Annotated in this window: 15 protein-coding genes; 11 read left to right on the top strand and 4 right to left on the bottom strand. The window is 72.5% G+C overall.

The window, feature by feature from the left end; translation table 11 throughout:
- Positions 1-131 precede the first annotated feature (131 nt).
- The 8 genes from ACH34S_RS16630 to ACH34S_RS16595 are packed head-to-tail and all read left to right on the top strand — an operon-like array spanning position 132 to position 8,621.
- The gene (locus tag ACH34S_RS16630) at positions 132-1,160 is read left to right on the top strand and encodes a Gfo/Idh/MocA family oxidoreductase (RefSeq protein ID WP_395953548.1); all 1,029 of its coding nucleotides are present in this window, start codon (positions 132-134) and stop codon (positions 1,158-1,160) included.
- Positions 1,157-2,017, top strand: coding sequence for a sugar phosphate isomerase/epimerase family protein (locus tag ACH34S_RS16625; protein ID WP_395953547.1), 861 nt, complete (start codon positions 1,157-1,159; stop codon positions 2,015-2,017). Before ACH34S_RS16630 ends, ACH34S_RS16625 begins: the two co-directional genes overlap by 4 nt.
- Positions 2,014-2,946 carry a 5-dehydro-2-deoxygluconokinase gene (gene iolC / locus ACH34S_RS16620; protein ID WP_395953546.1) on the top strand — a complete coding sequence of 311 codons (933 nt, stop codon included), beginning with the start codon at positions 2,014-2,016 and terminating at the stop codon, positions 2,944-2,946. Before ACH34S_RS16625 ends, iolC begins: the two co-directional genes overlap by 4 nt.
- Positions 2,943-3,857: a 5-deoxy-glucuronate isomerase gene (gene iolB / locus ACH34S_RS16615; RefSeq protein ID WP_395953545.1), complete on the top strand. Its 915-nt coding sequence runs from the start codon at positions 2,943-2,945 to the stop codon at positions 3,855-3,857. The genes iolC and iolB overlap by 4 nt, the downstream gene beginning before the upstream one ends.
- A complete protein-coding gene (gene iolD, locus ACH34S_RS16610) occupies positions 3,854-5,704 on the top strand; it encodes a 3D-(3,5/4)-trihydroxycyclohexane-1,2-dione acylhydrolase (decyclizing) (protein ID WP_395953544.1) in 1,851 nt (616 codons plus the stop codon). The genes iolB and iolD overlap by 4 nt, the downstream gene beginning before the upstream one ends.
- Before the next feature lie 45 nt (positions 5,705-5,749).
- Complete coding sequence (locus ACH34S_RS16605; protein WP_395953543.1) at positions 5,750-6,739, top strand: sugar ABC transporter substrate-binding protein; 990 nt, start codon at positions 5,750-5,752, stop codon at positions 6,737-6,739.
- A complete protein-coding gene (locus ACH34S_RS16600; RefSeq protein ID WP_395953542.1) occupies positions 6,736-7,791 on the top strand; it encodes an ABC transporter permease in 1,056 nt (351 codons plus the stop codon). Before ACH34S_RS16605 ends, ACH34S_RS16600 begins: the two co-directional genes overlap by 4 nt.
- Positions 7,788-8,621 carry an ATP-binding cassette domain-containing protein gene (locus tag ACH34S_RS16595; RefSeq protein ID WP_395953541.1) on the top strand — a complete coding sequence of 278 codons (834 nt, stop codon included), beginning with the start codon at positions 7,788-7,790 and terminating at the stop codon, positions 8,619-8,621. The genes ACH34S_RS16600 and ACH34S_RS16595 overlap by 4 nt, the downstream gene beginning before the upstream one ends.
- A 13-nt stretch (positions 8,622-8,634) precedes the next feature.
- Here the strand turns inward: ACH34S_RS16595 and ACH34S_RS16590 are convergent, their stop codons facing one another.
- The gene (locus tag ACH34S_RS16590) at positions 8,635-8,949 is read right to left on the bottom strand and encodes a hypothetical protein (RefSeq protein WP_395953540.1); all 315 of its coding nucleotides are present in this window, start codon (positions 8,947-8,949) and stop codon (positions 8,635-8,637) included.
- 242 nt (positions 8,950-9,191) lie between these two features.
- Here ACH34S_RS16590 and ACH34S_RS16585 point away from each other — a divergent pair, with 242 nt between their 5' ends.
- From ACH34S_RS16585 to ACH34S_RS16575, 3 genes are all read left to right on the top strand, one after another.
- Complete coding sequence (locus tag ACH34S_RS16585) at positions 9,192-12,035, top strand: LuxR C-terminal-related transcriptional regulator (protein WP_395953539.1); 2,844 nt, start codon at positions 9,192-9,194, stop codon at positions 12,033-12,035.
- A gap of 102 nt (positions 12,036-12,137) precedes the next feature.
- On the top strand, positions 12,138-13,562 hold the full coding sequence (locus ACH34S_RS16580; protein WP_395953538.1) for a class I adenylate-forming enzyme family protein: 1,425 nt from the start codon (positions 12,138-12,140) through the stop codon (positions 13,560-13,562).
- 65 nt (positions 13,563-13,627) lie between these two features.
- The gene (locus tag ACH34S_RS16575) at positions 13,628-14,566 is read left to right on the top strand and encodes an AMP-binding protein (RefSeq protein WP_395953537.1); all 939 of its coding nucleotides are present in this window, start codon (positions 13,628-13,630) and stop codon (positions 14,564-14,566) included.
- 24 nt (positions 14,567-14,590) lie between these two features.
- Here the strand turns inward: ACH34S_RS16575 and ACH34S_RS16570 are convergent, their stop codons facing one another.
- From ACH34S_RS16570 to ACH34S_RS16560, 3 genes are all read right to left on the bottom strand, one after another.
- A complete protein-coding gene (locus tag ACH34S_RS16570) occupies positions 14,591-16,024 on the bottom strand; it encodes an aldehyde dehydrogenase (protein WP_395953536.1) in 1,434 nt (477 codons plus the stop codon).
- A gap of 141 nt (positions 16,025-16,165) precedes the next feature.
- Positions 16,166-16,594, bottom strand: a complete 429-nt coding sequence (locus ACH34S_RS16565; RefSeq protein ID WP_395953535.1) for a deaminase — start codon at positions 16,592-16,594, stop codon at positions 16,166-16,168.
- A complete protein-coding gene (locus ACH34S_RS16560; protein WP_395953534.1) occupies positions 16,587-17,273 on the bottom strand; it encodes a RibD family protein in 687 nt (228 codons plus the stop codon). The genes ACH34S_RS16565 and ACH34S_RS16560 overlap by 8 nt, the downstream gene beginning before the upstream one ends.
- Positions 17,274-17,377 lie beyond the last annotated feature (104 nt).

The following is a 17,377-nucleotide window of genomic DNA, read 5'->3' as shown; positions in this document are numbered from 1 at the left end:
CTGCGTCGCCGGTGAGTAACCGCCGAGTTTTCGGACACCTCCATTGCCGATAAGCCCACCCTCGTTCGTTGACGATGCTGGAACGCTCCAGCACACTCGTGTCTCACCTACCGCCGTCCGGGAGGGGTTCTATGAGGATCGGTCTGGCCGGCGCGGGGCGCATCGGGGCGCGCCACGCCGCGGCCATCTGCGCATTGCCCGAGGTGGACGCGCTGCTCATCGCCGACGCCGAGGCGTGCCGCGCCCGCGAGCTCGCCGCTCGCCTTGCCCCGGCTTCCCCCGGCTCCCCGGCCGCGCGCGTCATGGCGCTGGACGCGGTCGAGGGCCTGTTCTCCGCCGGCCTGGACGGGCTGGTCGTCGCGGCCGCCACGGACGCGCACGCCGGCCTGGTGACGCGGGCGGTGGCCGCGCGGATTCCCGTGTTCTGCGAGAAACCGCTCGCGTCGGATACTGATGGAACGTTCCAAACAGCGACCGCGGCCGCCGCCGCCGGGGTCCCCGTGCAGGTCGGGTTCCAGCGCCGGTTCGACGCCGGGAACGCGGCGGCGCGCGAGGCGCTGGCGTCCGGGCGGCTCGGCTGGCTGCACACCGTCCGCTCGTGCAGCTTCGACCCCGCGCCGCCGCCCGCCGGGTACGTCCCGACGTCCGGCGGGCTGTTCCGCGACTGCGTCATCCACGACCTGGACCTCATCCGCTTCGTGACGGGACGCGAGGTCGTCCGCGTGATGGCCGCGGGCGCCAACCGGGGCGACGACGTCTTCCGTGAGTGCGGCGACGTGGACACCGGATCGGCGCTGCTCGTCCTGGACGACGGCTCGCTCGGCGTCGTGTCGGCCACCCGCTACAACGCCGCCGGGTACGACTCGCGGCTGGAGCTGTTCGGGTCCAAGGACAGCATCGTCGCGGGCCTGGACGAACGGACGCCCACGACCGCGCTGCCTGAACGGGGCGAAGAGCCTAGGGCCGCCTACAGCGGGTTCATGGAGCGCTTCGCCGACGCCTACGACGCCGAACTGCGCGCCTTCGTGGACGTGGTGGCCGGACGGCGCGGCAACCCATGTCCCCCTGAGGAGGCATTAGAGGCGTTCTATCTGGCCGAGGCGTGCGAGCTGTCCCTGCGCGAGGGCCGCGCCGTCGGGACGGGGGAGGTGCGGCGATGAGGGTCGCGGGTGCGCCGATCTCCTGGGGCGTGTGCGAAGTCCCTGGGTGGGGGCACCAGATGGAGCCCGCGCGGGTGCTCGCCGAGATGCGCGACCTGGGACTCGCCGCCACCGAACTGGGGCCGGACGGCTTCCTGCCGGGCGGTGCGCGGGCGAGGGGGGAACTGCTGGCGTCCTATGGGCTGGGGCTTGTGGGCGCGTTCGTTCCGGTAGTCCTGCACGATCCGGCGTCCGACCCCATGTCGGCCGTAGACGGGGTGCTGGACGCGATGGACGGCGTCCTGGTGCTCGCCGCCGCCACCGGGCTCGACGGCTACGACGGGCGGCCGGACCTGGACGCGGAAGCGTGGAAGACGCTGCTCGCCAACCTGGACACCATCACGCAGAGGGCCGCCGAGCGCGGCCGCCTGGTCACGCTGCATCCGCACGTAGGGACGGTCGTGGAGCGCCGTGCGGAGGTCGAGCGGGTGCTGGAGGGCTGCAACGTCCCGTTGTGCCTCGACACAGGGCATCTGCTGGTTGGCGGCACGGATCCGGTGTGGCTGACGCGTTTCGCTGCGCCGCGCATAGCGCACGTCCATTTGAAAGACGTGGACGTGGGTCTCGCGGGGCGAGTGCTCGACGGCGAGGTCGCCTACACGGATGCGGTGCGCGACGGTCTGTACCGGCCGCTCGGGGACGGCGACATCGACGTCCCCGGCATCGTCCGCACCCTGGAGGACGCCGGTTACGAAGGCTGGTACGTGATGGAGCAGGACACCGTCCTGACCGAGGAGCCCGCAGACGGTGGCGGGCCGTACGACGACGTCCGCAGGAGCCTCGACTTTCTCGCCTCCCTCCCAGGAGCGGTCCGATGACGTTCGACCTCATCACCATGGGACGGGTGAGCGTCGACGTCTACCCGGACCAGGTGGGCGTGCCGCTGGAGGACGTCGAGTCGTTCGGGAAGTACCTCGGCGGCAGCCCCACGAACGTCGCCGTGGCGGCGGCACGGTACGGGCGACGCGCCGCCGTCATCACCCGTACTGGCGAGGACCCGTTCGGACGGTTCGTCCACAAGGCGCTCCAGGTGTACGGCGTGGACGACCGGTACGTCACGGCCGTCCCCGGGCTGCCCACCCCGCTCGCGTTCTGCGAGATCTTCCCACCGGACGATTTCCCGCTGTACTTCTACCGCTATCCCAAGGCACCCGACCTGGAAATCCACGCACACGAGCTGGATTTAGAGGCGATCCGGGCAGCGCCCATCGTGTGGGGAACCGTCACCGGCCTGTCCCAGGAGCCGAGCCGTGAAGCGACCCTGACCGCGCTGGCCGAGCACCCCGGGCAGACCGTCATCGACCTGGACTACCGGCCGATGCTCTGGGACGACCCAGGCGAGGCGTCGGACTGGGCAGGGCTCGCTCTGCAACGAGCCTCCGTCGCCATCGGAAACCTGGAGGAGTGCGCAATCGCAGTGGGGGAGCGGGAACCGCGCGCCGCGGCCCGCGCGATCCTGGAACGCGGCCCGGAACTCGCCATCGTGAAGATGGGCCCGGACGGCGTGCTCGCCGCGACGTCCACCGAGGTGGTGGAGGTTCCGCCGGTCAAGGTCGAGGTCGTCAACGGGCTCGGCGCCGGGGACGCGTTCGGCGGCGCGATCTGCCACGGCCTCCTCGCCGGGTGGGGCCTGCGGCGGCTCATCGAGTTCGCGGGCGCCGCCGGGGCCCTCGTCGCGTCCCGCATCGCCTGCTCCGACGCGATGCCCGCGCAGGACGAGGTCGAGGAACTCCTGGAGGGCCGATGAAGTATTACCTGCCTGCCGGGACCGCCGGCGAGGGGCCGTACGCGCTGGCCGTGACGCCGGAGTCGGCAGGATGGACGTACTCGGCGCTGCGCATCCTGGAACTGCCGGAAGACGGCTCCCACGAATTCGAGACCGGCGAATTCGAGACGATCGTGCTGCCGCTGTCCGGGTCGGGCACGGTCGAGTGCGACGGGGAGCGAATCGAACTGGCCGGACGTAGCGACGTCTTCAGCCGAGTCACCGACTTCGCCTACGTGCCGCGTGACGCGCGCGTACGAGTGCGGGGCAGAGGACGGTTCGCGCTGGCAGGGGCCCGGTGTGAGGCGCGCCTGGCACCGCGCTACGGCCCAGCCGGAGACGTCCCCGTGGAATTGCGGGGCGCGGGTGCGGCGAGCCGCCAGGTGAACAACTTCGGCACGCCAGAGGGCTTTCCCTACGCCGAGAAGCTGATCGCGTGCGAGGTGCTGACGCCGGGTGGCTGCTGGTCGTCGTTCCCACCGCACAAGCACGACGAGGAGACGCCGGACGAGGCCGTCCTGGAGGAGATCTACTACTTCGAGGTGGCGGGCGAGTCCGGGATGGCTTATCAGCGCGTGTACGGGTCGCCGGGGCGTCCGATCGACGTGCTGGCAGAGGTGCGCAGTGGTGACGCGGTACTGATTCCGCATGGCTGGCACGGGCCGTCCATGGCCGCGCCAGGGCATGACCTGTACTACCTGAACGTGATGGCGGGCCCGGCCGACGAGCGCGCCTGGCGGATCTGCGACGACCCGGCGCACGCCTGGATCCGCGGCACCTGGGCGGGGCAGCCGGTCGACCCGCGCCTGCCGCTCACCTCGGCGGAGGAAACGCCGAGCGGAGCTCGTCGATTGATTGGTGGCGGGTGGGGGCTGGAGGACGGGCGGCCATGAGACTCACGGTGGGCCAGGCGCTGATCCGCTTCCTGGCGGCGCAGTACAGCTCGCGGGACGGGGCAGAGCGGCGCTTCTTCGCGGGCTGCTTCGGCATCTTCGGGCATGGCAACGTCGCCGGGATCGGGCAGGCGCTGCTGGAGCACGCCGACGACTTCCCCTACTACATGGCGCGCAACGAACAGGCGATGGTGCACACCGCCTCGGGTTTCGCCCGGATGAACGACCGGCTGGCCACCTTCGCCTGCACCACGTCCATCGGGCCGGGCGCCACCAACATGGTCACGGGTGCGGCGCTGGCCACCATCAATCGGCTTCCCGTCCTCCTCCTGCCCGGGGACATCTTCGCGACCCGCCCGTCCAACCCGGTCTTGCAGGAGCTTGAGGACGCGCGCTCCTACGACCTGTCGGTCAACGACTGCTTCAAGCCCGTGTCGAAGTACTGGGACCGCATCAACCGTCCCGAACAGCTGCCGAGCGCGTTGCTGGCGGCGATGCGAGTACTCACCGACCCCGCCGAAACCGGTGCGGTCACGCTTGCCCTGCCCCAGGACGTCCAGGCCGAGGCGTACGACTGGCCGGAGGAGTTGTTCGCCCGCCGTGTGTGGCGCGTTCCGCGTCCGCTGCCGGAACCGGCCGCGTTGGAGGAAGCGTCCGCCGTCCTGGAAGCGGCCGAGCGTCCGCTGATCGTGGCGGGCGGCGGCGTCATCTACTCCCACGCGACCGACGAACTGCGCGCGTTCGCAGAGCGCACCGGCATCCCAGTGGCCGAGACGCAAGCAGGCAAGGGCTCCCTGCCCTGGGACCACGAACGCTGTGTCGGCGCCATAGGAGCGACGGGCACGACGGCCGCGAACGCACTCGCCCACACAGCGGACGTGGTGCTCGGCATAGGAACCCGCTACAGCGACTTCACGACCGCGTCCCACAGCCTGTTCGCCCACCCGGACGTGCGGTTCGTGAACATCAACGTCGCCCGGCCCGACGCGGTCAAACTCGGTGGCGTGTCCGTCGTGGCCGACGCCAGGGAAGGGCTCAGAGGGCTCAACGCGGCCGTCGACGGTTACACCGTGCCCGAGACCTACCGCGGCGAAGCCAGAGCCCTGACGGCCGACTGGAACTCCCAGGTGGACGACGCCTGCGCCGCCCAGCACGGGAGGCTCCTCACCCAATCCGAGGTGATCGGGGCCGTCAACGCGGAGTCAGGGCCACGGGACGTGGTGGTCTGCGCGGCCGGTTCCATGCCGGGCGACCTGCACAAGCTGTGGCGGGCCCGCGACCCGAAGGGCTACCACGTCGAGTACGGCTACTCCTGCATGGGCTACGAGATCGCCGGTGGGCTCGGCGTGAAGCTCGCCGCGCCGGACCGCGAGGTGTTCGTCCTGGTCGGGGACGGTTCGTACCTGATGATGGCGCAGGAGCTCGCCACGGCCGCCGCCGAAGGGATCAAGCTGATCGTCGTGCTCGTCCAGAACCACGGGTTCGCCTCGATCGGGAACCTGTCGGAGTCGGTCGGCGCGGAGCGGTTCGGCACCCGCTACCGCGCCCGCACCGCCACCGGGCTCGACGGCGGCCCGCTCCCCGTCGACCTCGCCGCCAACGCCGCCAGCCTCGGCGCCGACGTCGTCCGCGCGTCCACCCTCGATGACCTGCGAAAGGCGCTCCACCAGGCGCGGAAGGCCGCCCGGACGACGGTTATCCACATTGAGACCGACCCCTTGGCAGGCCCCCCGGACAGTGCGGCATGGTGGGACGTCCCGGTCGCGGAAGTGGCGGCGCTGGACTCCACCCGGGAGGCCCGCGCCCGATACGAGGCGGATCGGCGCGCGCGCCGCCACCATCTGTGATCAACTCCTCTGACCGACCATTCGGGGAGAAACGGAGAGCATCCGATGAGAGGCGTTTTCGCGCGGGGCACGTCCAGGAAACTCGCGGCCCTGGCCGCCGCGGCACTCCTGGCGCTGAGTGCCTGCAGCAGTGAGGGCGGCAAGAAGTCCGAGAAGGCCCCGGAGGGCGCCGGGCCCCGGCTGAAGATCGCGATGGTCACCCACTCCAACCCCGGCGACACCTTCTGGGACATCGTCCAGAAGGGCGCCAAGGCCGCCGCCGCCAAGGACAACGTCGAGTTCCTCTACTCGGCCGACCCTGACGGCGGCAAGCAGGCCCAGCTAGTCCAGGCCGCCATCGACCAGAAGGTCGACGGCATCATCGTCACCCTCGCCAAGCCCGACGCGATGAAGGACGTCCTGGCCCGCGCCACCGCCGCGAAGATCCCGGTGGTCTCGATCAACTCCGGGCAGGGCGAGTCGGCGCGGCTCGGCGCCATCGCGCACTTCGGGCAGGACGAGTCCATCGCGGGCGAGGCCGCCGGGACCGAAATGGCCAAGATCGGCTCGAAGAAGGCGCTGTGCGTCATCCACGAGCAGGGCAACGTCGGCCTGGAAGACCGCTGTGCCGGTGCGAAGAAGACGTTCGGCGGCCAGATGGAGAACCTGTTCGTCCAGGGCGCGAACATGCCGGAGGTCAAGTCGTCCATCACGGCCAAGCTCCAGGCCGACGACGGCATCGACGGGATCCTCACGCTCGGCGCGCCGTTCGCCGCGACCGCCGTCGACTCGGTCAAGGAGACCGGGAGCAAGGCCAAGGTCGGCACGTTCGACCTGAACAAGGACCTCATCGCCTCGATCACCTCGGGCGCCATCGCGTTCGCCGTCGACCAGCAGCCCTACCTGCAGGGCTACGGCGCCGTCGACCAGCTGTGGCTGCTGAAGAACAACGGCAACGTGCTCGGCGGCGGACGTCCCGTGCTGACCGGCCCGGCGATCGTCACCAGGCAGAACGCGGCGCAGCTCGAGGCGTTCGCGAACCGGGGCACGCGATGAGCCAGTCATCGACCCTGGCCGCGAGGCCGGGCGCGGACGAGCGGCTGACCCGCGAGTCGCTCGTCCGGCGCCTCCTGGGCCGTCCCGAACTGGGCGCGCTGCTCGGCGCGGTCGCGCTGTTCGCGTTCTTCTCGGTCGTCGCGGACGCGTTCCTGGAGGCCGGATCGTTCTCCACCGTCCTCTACGCCGCCTCCACGTACGGGATCATGGCGGTCGGCGTGTCGCTGCTGATGATCGGCGGCGAGTTCGACCTGTCCGCCGGGGTGATGGTGACCTCCGCGGCGCTGATCGCCGCGCTGACCGCCTACCAGTTCACGCTGAACGTGTGGGCGGGCGTGGCGATCTCCCTCGTGCTGACGCTGGCGCTCGGCATGGTGAACGGCCTGCTCTACGTCCGGACGAAGCTCCCCAGCTTCATCATCACCCTCGCCACGTTCTTCATGCTCGCGGGCCTGAACCTCGGCGTGACGAAGGCGCTCACCGGCAACGTCGCCAGCGACTCCGTCCGCGACATGGACGGCTTCGACAGCGCCCGCCTGATCTTCGCGTCCGACATCGACGTACCGGGCAACCTGAGAATCAAGATCACGGTGCTCTGGTGGCTGCTGTTCGTCGCGATCGCGACCTGGATCCTGCTGCGCACCCGCATCGGCAACTGGATCTTCGCGGTCGGCGGCTCCGCCGCCAGCGCCCGCGCCGTCGGCGTCCCCGTCGCCCGCGTCAAGATCGGCCTGTTCATGGGCGTCGCGTTCTGCGCCTGGTTCTCCGGGATGCACCTGGTGTTCGCGTTCGCGACCGTCCAGTCCGGGGAGGGCGTCGGCAACGAGTTCCTGTACATCATCTGCGCGGTCATCGGCGGGTGCCTGCTGACCGGAGGCTACGGCTCGGCGATCGGCGCCGCGATCGGCGCGTTCATCTTCGGCATGACGAACAAGGGCATCGTGTACGCGGAGTGGAACCCGGACTGGTTCCGCTTCTTCCTCGGCGCGATGCTGCTCATCGCCACCGTGGTCAACCTGATCGTCCGGCGCAGAGTGGAGCGCTCGTCATGACGGAGAAGCCGCTGATCGAACTGACCGGCGTCGGCAAGCACTACGGCAACGTCATCGCGCTCCGCGACGTGAGCCTGGAGGCGTCCGCCGGCGAGGTCACCTGCGTGCTCGGCGACAACGGCGCGGGCAAGTCCACCCTCATCAAGATCGTCGCCGGCCTGCACCGCCACGACACCGGCACCTACTCCGTCCAGGGCGAACAGGTAACGTTCGCCTCGCCCCGCGAGGCACTGGACCGCGGCATCGCCACCGTCTACCAGGACCTCGCGGTCGTCCCCCTGATGCCGGTCTGGCGGAACTTCTTCCTGGGCTCCGAGAAGCGCAAGGGCTTCGGCCGCCTCGACATCGAGTTCATGCGCAAGACCGCCCACGGCGAGATGGCCGCGATGGGCATCGACCTGCGCGACGTCGACCAGCCCATCGGCACCCTCTCCGGCGGCGAACGCCAGTGCGTGGCGATCGCCCGCGCCGTCCACTTCGGCGCCAAGGCCCTCGTCCTGGACGAGCCCACGGCCGCCCTGGGCGTCAAGCAGGCCGGCGTCGTGCTCCGCTACATCGTCCAGGCCCGCGAACGCGGCCTCGCGGTCATCTTCATCACCCACAACCCGCACCACGCCTACCCGGTCGGCGACCGCTTCCTGATCCTCAACCGCGGCCAGAGCATCGGCTACCACACCAAAACAGAGATCACCCGCGACGAACTGACCGCCCTGATGGCCGGAGGCCGCGAACTGGAAGAACTGGCCCACGAACTGGACACCGCAGGCTCCACCACCACCGCAGAACAACTAACAAAGGAGGCAGAACACCTAGGCCTAACCAACGACTGACCTGGGAGGTTGGCTATTCGGGGGTGGTGTGGATTCCGTGGGCGGCGAAGGTCGTGTCGGGGTGGGGGTGGGTGCGGAGGAGATTCCGCCAGGCTTCAGGCCAGCCTGCGCGGGGGGGGGGGGGCGTGGCGGCCGGTGAGGGCGCAGGCGAACAGGCCGCCGGGCAGGTCGCCAGGTCGCCGCGTGCGGCGAGCCGGGCGGCGTGCGGAAGGATCAGCGCCAGGTCGGCGGGGCCGGGGAGCTGGGCGTACGGGTCGGGGGCGTCTCCGGCGAGGGCCTCGGCGACCTGGAGGCTGGGCGCGCATGGCGCGCCATCCGGCCCGATCAATCCGCCACTTTCATCCGATTTCGTCCCCCGGACGGGGGTGCGGCTTCGCGTGCCGGCCGCACGCGAAGACCGCGCAAGGCTCGATGCCCTCCGTGAAGCGCCGATCACTGTGCGGCCGCGAACAGGTGAACAATCAAGTACACGAAACCATGGCGGTATACGCAGAGCGATGTCACACTCACAGTGCCATGACGGATGTCCCGGTCAGCGCGCCGCGGCCGGGCTCGGAACGGCGGGGGAGCATGACCGCGACGACCACTCCCGTGAAGACCAATCTCCCCACCGAACCCAACGCCTTCGTGGGCCGCGAACGCGACGTCGGCGACCTCGCCCGGCTGCTGGAGGGCATGCGCGCCGTGACGCTGTGCGGCGCCGGGGGCATCGGCAAGACCAGGCTCGCGCTGCACGTCGCGCACACCGTGCTCGGCACCCGCCCCGACGGCGTCTGGTTCGTGGAGCTGGCCGACGTCCGCCCGGACGGGACGACGGAGCCGGTCGCGCGGCGCGTCGCCACCGTCCTCGACGTCGCCGAGGAGGACGGCCGCCCGCTCACCGAGACGCTCGCCGACGCGCTCCGCGCGCCCGCCGCGCTGATCGTCCTGGACAACTGCGAGCACCTCATCGAGGAGTGCGCCAAGCTGACCGGCGCGCTGCTGGCCCGCTGCCCGCGGCTGCGGGTGCTCGCCACCAGCCGCGAACCGCTGCGGATGGCGGGCGAGAACGTGTGGCGCGTCCCGCCCCTGGAGCCCGACGAGGCGCGGCGGCTGTTCATCGACCGCGCGAGGGCGGCGCGGCCCGGGTTCGACGGCGCGGACGCCGTCCACGAGGTCACCCGCGCCCTCGACGGGATGCCGCTCGCGCTGGAGCTCGCCGCGGCCCGCGTCCGCGTCCTGTCGGTGGACCAGATCGCGCGGCGCCTCACCGACCGGTTCCGGCTGCTCAGCGCCGGCGACCGCACCGCACCCGCCCGGCAGCGCACCCTCCGCGCCGCGATCGACTGGAGCCACGAGCTGCTCGACGACCCGGAGCGCATCCTGCTGCGCCGCCTGTCCGTCTTCTCCGGCTGGACGCTGGAGCAGGCCGAGCACGTCTGCGCCGACGCCGCGCTCCCCGCCGACGACGTCCTCGACCTGCTCACCGCGCTGGTCGACAAGTCCCTCGTGACCGTGACCGGCGAGCTCGCGGGTGAGGTCAGGTTCCGGCAGCTCGACAGCATCCGCGAGTACGCGGCCGAACGGCTCGCCGACGCCGGCGAGGACGAGACGTTCCGCCGCCGGCACCGCGACGCCGTCCTGGCCGCGGGCGAGCGCCACGAGCGGATCGGCGTCGCGCGCGACGACGCCTCCTGGGCCGAGCGCGTGGCGCTGTTCAACTGGTACGACGTGCAGCTCGGCAACGTCCGCTCCGCGCTCACCTGGTCCCTCGACCGCGGCGACGTCCGCGAGGGCCTGCGGATCTGCACCGCGCTGCGCACGTTCTGGATCGTCCGCGGCCGCGTCACCGAATGGGCCGACTGGACCGACCGCTTCCTCGCCGCCGCCCACGGGGTCGGCCCCGAGGTCCTCGGCCCGGCGCTCGTCACCCGCGCCCAGCTCGCGCTCGGCGTCCGCGACTTCGCGCAGGCCGCCCGCTACGCCGACGACGGCCTCGCGGCCTGCCGGAGCTGCGGCGACGACTTCATGGCCGCGTCCGCCCTGATCGCCGGCGCCGAATGCCTGGTCCGCGCCGGACGGCTCGCGGACGCCGCCGCGCGCCTCGACGAGGCCGACGCGATCGCCGCCGCGCCCCGCCAGGAGTGGAACCGCGGCTACGCCGCCGCCGTCCGCGGCTACCTGCTGATCCGCGGCTCGCGCCTGCGGGAGGCCCGCGAGCATCTGGACGCCGCCGCGACCGTCATGCGCGACATCGGGCAGCTGTGGGGCGCCTCCCACGCCATGATCGGCCTCGGCCGCCTCGCCGAGCTGCGCGGCGACCAGGCGTCCGCGCGGGGCCACTACGCCGAGGTCCTGCCGATCCTCGCCGAGATCGGCGCCCGCCCCGAGATGGCGCGGGCCCTCGCCGGCCTCGGCCGGGTCGCCCTCGAACAGGACGACCTCCGCACGGCCCGCGAGTCGCTCTCGCAGAGCCTCACGCTGAGCCGCTCGTCCGGCATCCGGCTGGACATGTCCCGCGCCCTGGACGCGTTCGCCGACCTGGTCGCCCGCGAGGGCGACGGCCGCGGCGCGGTGATGCTCGCCGGCGCCGCGTCCGCGCTCCACGAGGCCACCGGCCGCGCCCCCGGCACCGGCGCCCGCCGCGAACGCACCCTGGAGCCGATCCGCCGCAAGCTGGGCGAACCCCTCGTCGCCCAATCCTGGGGCGAGGGCCGGGTCATGCCCGCCGACGACGCCATCGCCTACGCCCTCCGTGACCCCGGCACCACCCGAGTCCCGCAGCCCCGCCGAGCGGCCCCCGAACAGCCCGCCCCCGCGGCTCAGGGCCCCGCGCCGAACCACGAAGTGCCTTCTTCCAGTAGCAGCAGCACCGCTGCCGATCCCGGAAGTCCCAGCCCCGCGTCCGACCTTGGCCGGTCTGGCCCGGCGTCCGGTCTTGCGAGGTCCGCCGCCGCGTCGGGCCTTGAGGGATCTGCTGCGGCGTCCGGCCATGAGCGTCCCGGCCCCGTGTCCGGCTTTGAGCGGCCTGGCGCGGCGTCCGGTCTTGATCTGGATGGCCCCGCGCTCGGTCTTGACGGGGCCGCTGCGGTGCCCGGTTCTGAGCGGGGTTCCTTTACGTCTGAGTCCGCACGGCCTGCTCCTGACGGTGAGCCGGGACGTCTGGGGGCCGGGGTCCCCTCCGAGCTCGGGTCGCCTGGGCGTCGCGCTGAACCGGTGACCCCGCCGAGCACCCTGACCCGCCGGGAACGCGAGATCGCCCTCCTCGTCGCGCGCGGCCTCAGCAACCGCGGCGTGGCCGAGGAGCTCGTCATCAGCCCCGCCACCGTCGCCCGTCACGTCACCAACATCCTGACCAAACTGGGGTTCTCCTCCCGCGCCCAGATAGCCGCCTGGACCGTGGACAACATCCCCACCGAACCACCCCCCTCCTGAGGCGGTGTGTACACAGGCGCTGCCACCGCGGTGCGTCGAATACGACGGTGGTTGCGCAGTTCGGAGCATGTGCAGAGGTGAGCGTCGATCTAGGTTCGCGGCATGCTCTCCAAAGGATCGGACCCGGCCGCCGTCTATCCGGCGGTCACGGTGACGCGGGCGGTGCTGGGCGCGTCCGGCGCTGATCCGGGACGGGCCGCGGTGGTGGACGTCGCGTCCGGGCGCTCGGTGACGTACGCGGAGCTGGCCACCATGGTCGATGCCGCGGCTTCCGGCCTCGCCCGCGAGGGGATCGGGCCGGGCGACGTCGTCGGGCTGTACCTGCGGGACGGGCCGGAGTTCGCCGTCGCGCTGCACGCCGTCACCACGGCCGGTGCGGTGCCGTTCCCCGTCGACGCGCCACACCTGGTGGACGCCGTGCGCGCCAAGGCCGTCGTCACCTCGTCTGGACGGTTCGACGGCCAAGCGCGGGCGCTGGGGATCTGGGGCCTGGTGGCGGCGGGATCGGGCCGGGTGTCCTTGCCGGATGCCGATCCCGACCGGGACACGGCCCTGCTCGCCTGCACGCGCGGCCCTGGACGGACCGTCCGGCTCACGCATGCGGAGGTCGTCGCCGGGCTGGTCCGGGTCGCCGACGCCGGGATGATCGGCGGCGGTGACACCGTGCTGAGCGCGCTGCCGTTCGCCGACGTGCTCGGCCTGAACGGTGTGCTCAATCCGGCGTTGCGGCTCGGCGCGACCGTCGTCGGGCTGGGCGGTCATGACCTGCTGCGGGCGCTGCGGGACCACCGGGCGACCGTGGCGGTGCTGCCGCCCCGGCTCGTGCGGTCCCTCGCCTGCGACCGTGCCGTGTCCCGCTACGACCTGCACCGCCTGCGCGCCGTCGTCGCCGCGGGCGGGCCGCTCGCCGCCGAGGACGCCCGCGCCGCCGCGGCCCGGCTCGGCTGCCCCGTCCGGCAGGCGTACGGGCTGGCGGAGGCGGCCGGGTTCACCCATCTCAACCTGCGGGCCGCCGAGGAGGGCACGCTCGACTCGGTCGGACGGGGCCTGCCCGGCGTGACCTGGCACATCGTCGATCCCCGCAGCGGCGTCTCGCAGCCGTCGTACCGGCCGGGCGAGCTGTGCGTCCGCCTTCCCGTCGCGCGGACGGCGGACGTGCCCGTCCGGTGGCTGCCCACCGGGGACTCCGCCTTCGCCGACGACCACGGCCGCGTCTTCGTCCTCGGCCGCGCGACCGGCGTGCGTCCCGACCCGCCAGGCGAGCCGGAGACGGTCCTGGCGGCGCACCCGTCGGTCGGCGACGCCGCCGTGATCCCCGTCCCGGACGGCGATCTCGGCCTCGCGCCGCACGCGTTCGTCGTGCTGACCGCACCGGCGTCGGAGATCGACCTGTTGCGGCACGTCAACGGCCATGTTCCGCGCACCCGCGCCGTCTCGGCCGTGCACGTCGTGGACGAGATCCCCCGCACGCCGGGCGGGGAGATCCGGCGGCGAAAGCTCCTGGAACGCGCTGGTTTCGGCCACTGATGTACACATCCGTCTACACACTTCTTCGGATGTGGCGCCGGGGACACGCGGCGTACGTTCGGCGCATGCCCCAGGCAACCCCCGCAACGCCCATGGCACCAGGCAGCACGATCACCGAGACCGTCCTGGACGCGGTCAGGGCCAACGCAGCCCGCCGCGCCGGCGCCGCCCTCATCGACCCGGCGCGGAGGCTCGGCTACGCGGCGTTCGCCGAGCAGGTGGCGGCGGCAGCGGACGGGCTGCGCCGCCACGGCGCGCGTCCCGGCGACGTCGGCGCGGTCCACGTCTCGGGCGTCTGCGACCTGGCACTCGCCGTCCACGCCGTGTCGGCGTCCGGTGCCGTTCCCGCGCTCCTCCCGCCGGACGCCGGGCCCGCCGAGGCCGCCGCCCTGCTGACCGAGTCCGGCGCGCGCTTCCTGCTGACCGGCGCGGACACCGCGGCCCGCACCCTCCCGGCGGCGGAACGCTCCTACGTCAGGCAGGTCTTCGCGTTCGGGGACGTCCCGGGCACGACGCCGTTCGAGCGGCTGCTGGAACCCGGCCCCGACACCGGCTCTGACACCGGCGACGCGCCGTCTCCCGACCCGCTGCGCGACCCGGCGCTGCGGCTGTGCGCGCCGCCGGAGGAGATCACGCACGCCGACCGGCTCGCCGACCTCTACCGGCTCGGCGGCGCGCTGGGCCTCGGCCGCGGCGACGTGCTCGTCCTCTCCGGCCGCGACGTCCCCGCCCCGACCTGGATCGGCCTGACCGACCTGTGCCTCACCCAGGGCGCGACCGCCGTCGGCGTCGCCGACCCCGGAACCCGCGCTCTCCTCGACGCGATCCTCGACCATCAGGCCACCGCGGCCGTCGTCACCCCCGCCAAGCTCCGCGCGATCGCGTTCGACCACGGCCGCATCCCCGTCACGGGCGTCCGGCTGCTGGTGACGGGCGTCCCGCCCGCCGAAGCGGCCCGGGCCTGCCGCGACCGGTACGCCTGGACGGTCTCGCCCCTCTGCTGACCCGCGCCCGCGACGTCCCGCTCGTCAGGACGCCCTGGGGATCGACTTGTGCTCCAGGTAGGCGTGGAGGCCCTCGGGGCCCAGCTCGCGGCCGAGGCCGCTGTTCTTGTAGCCGCCGAACGGGGTGTTCGGGTCGAGGGTGTACATGTTGACGCCGCAGCTTCCGGTGCGGATGCGGCGGGCGACCTCGACGCCGTGGTCGGCGTCGGACGTCCAGACCGAGCCGCCGAGCCCGTAGTCGCTGTCGTTGGCGATGCGGACGGCGTCGTCCTCGTCGTCGTAGGGGATGAGGACGAGCACCGGCCCGAAGATCTCCTCGCGGGCGATGCGCATGTCGTTGGCGACGCCGCCGAACACGGTCGGCGCGACGTACCAGCCGCGGTCGTGCGGGCGGTTCAGCCCGCCGGTGATGATCTTGGCGCCCTCGTCCTGCCCGACGCGGATGTAGTTCTCGACGCGTTCCTGCTGCCGCCGCGCGACGAGCGGGCCGATCTCGGTGCCGTAGTCGGCGGGGTCGCCGACCGCGAGGCCGCCGACCATGGTCGCGAGGGCGTCGGCGACCTCGTCGTAGCGGCGGCGCGAGGCGAGGATGCGGGTCTGCGCGCCGCACGCCTCCCCGTTGTTCATCAGCGACGCCAGCTTGAAGCCCTCGACGGTGGCCGCCAGGTCGGCGTCGTCCAGGATGATCGCGGCGGACTTGCCGCCCAGTTCGAGCGTCACCCGCTTGAGCTGCTCGCCGCACACCGCGCCGATCTTGCGTCCGGCGGCGGTGGAGCCGGTGAAGGACACCTTGTCGACGCCCGGGTGCGCGACGAGGTACGCGCCGACCTCCCGCCCGGCCGGGACGATGTTGACGACGCCCTCCGGGATCCCGGCCTCCTCGATCCACTCGGCGAGCAGGTAGCTGTCGAGCGGCGTCTCCGGGGACGGCTTGGCCACCACGGTGCAGCCTGCGATGAGCGCGGGGGCGAGCTTGAGCATGAGCGTGAACTGCGGCACGTTCCACGGGACGATCGCGGCGACGACCCCGACGGGCTCCCGCGTCACGGTGACCGGGCCGAGCATGCCCGGACGCTCGTCCTCCCACGTGTAGGAGGCGGCGAGGTCCACGTAGTACTGCAGGACCATCTGCGGGATGGCGGCCTGCCCGAACACCGAGAACAGGATCGGCGAGCCCATCTCGGCGGTGACCAGCTCGGCCATCCCGGTCTGCCGCTCGGCGTAGATGGCGGAGAGCCGCCCGACGATCTCGGCGCGCTCGGCCGGTGTCATCCGCGGCCAGGGGCCGTGGTCGAACGCGTGGCGGGCCGCGGCGACGGCGGCGTCCATGTCGGCCTCCGTGCCCTCGGGCACCCGCCCGATCACCTCCTCGGTGTGCGGGGAGATGACGTCGATCGTGCCGGTGCCGGACGGGGCGGCCCACTCGCCGCCGATGAACAGCCGATCGTGCTCGCGCATGCTTGCCGTGCCTCCCTGCCCCGGCGGGATCATCCGCGCCTGATCCGCCGGGCCGATCCAGGTAACCGAATGCTTGCTTGGTCACAGCATCGCATGCGGGACCCGCGCGTTGGCAAGAGGATGAGACTCGCGTCTCATCCTCTAGAGGAGGTGGGCGTTCGGCTTGCGGGCGCGAGGGGCCAGTTCGGGCAGTTCGACCAGCTCGACGCCCGCCGCGGCCAGGAGTTCCGCGCCCGTGCCCGCGGCGAAGAGGACGGGCTCGCGCCACGCGAACACCACGCGCCGGGCGCCCGAGGCGATGATCAGTTCCGCGCAGGGGCGGGGCCGCGACGCCCGGTGGCCGCACGGCTCAAGGGAGCTGTAGACCGTCGCGCCCGTCAGGTCGCCTGCGGTCTTCGCCAGCGCGGCCTCCTCGGCGTGGTCGTGCGGGTCGTCTTCCCGGGAGTGGCCGCGGGCGATCTCGCGGCCGTCCGCGCCGACGATGACCGCGCCGACCGAGAACGCGGTGCGCGACGGCGGGCACAGCGCCGCGAGGTCGCAGGCCAGGCCCAGCCAGCCGAGATCATCCACGCGCGGCCCCGGTGAGGTAGCGCAGCATCGCGAGATCGCCGATGCGCGTGACCTCCGCCAGCCGCATCGGGCTGTCCGGCGACTGCGGGAACACCCCGGACTGCACGAACCGCGGCGCGGACGGGTCGCCGATGAAGAACGGCGCGACGACGAGCTGCAGCTCGTCCACGAGCCCGGCCGTCAGGAACAGCGTGTGGACGCCCCCGCCGCCCTCGACCATCAGCCGCCGGACGCCCCGCGCCGCGAGGTCGGCGAGCATCGCCCCGAGCGCGAGCGGGTCGCCGGCGTCGACGACCTCGGCCAGGCCGTCCAGCCGCGCGGCGAGCGCGCCGGCCGTCCGGGACGGCGCGTACACCAGCTTCGGCGACTCGCCCGTGGTGAAGAACCGCGCGCCGGGGTCGAGGTCGCCGCTCCAGGTCAGCGTCACCTTGGTGAGGTCGGGCGGCAGCCCGCGCTCGGCCCGCTTCGCCCGCCGCCGCTCGGACCTGACCAGCAGCCGGGGGTCGTCGGCGCGGACCGTCCCGGCGCCGACCAGGATCGCGTCGCAGCTCGCGCGCACCGCGTCGACGCGGTCCCAGTCCGCGGCGCTGGACAGCCGGAGCCGCTCCGGGCTCGCGTCATCGATGTAGCCGTCGGCGGACATCGCGCAGCTCAGCAGCACGTAGGGGCGCTCGCTCACGCCGTCACCCTACGGCAGCGCCCGGACCGGGCGACCGGCGGCATTCGAAGATTGTTTCGAGGCGCACGGCGTTTCTGCGCGGGATGTGTCGCACGGGATGCCTA

The sequence above is a fragment of the Actinomadura sp. 3N508 genome (genome assembly GCF_044326375.1).
Classification (GTDB): domain Bacteria; phylum Actinomycetota; class Actinomycetes; order Streptosporangiales; family Streptosporangiaceae; genus Spirillospora.
This window is presented reverse-complemented; position numbering and strand designations above follow the sequence as displayed.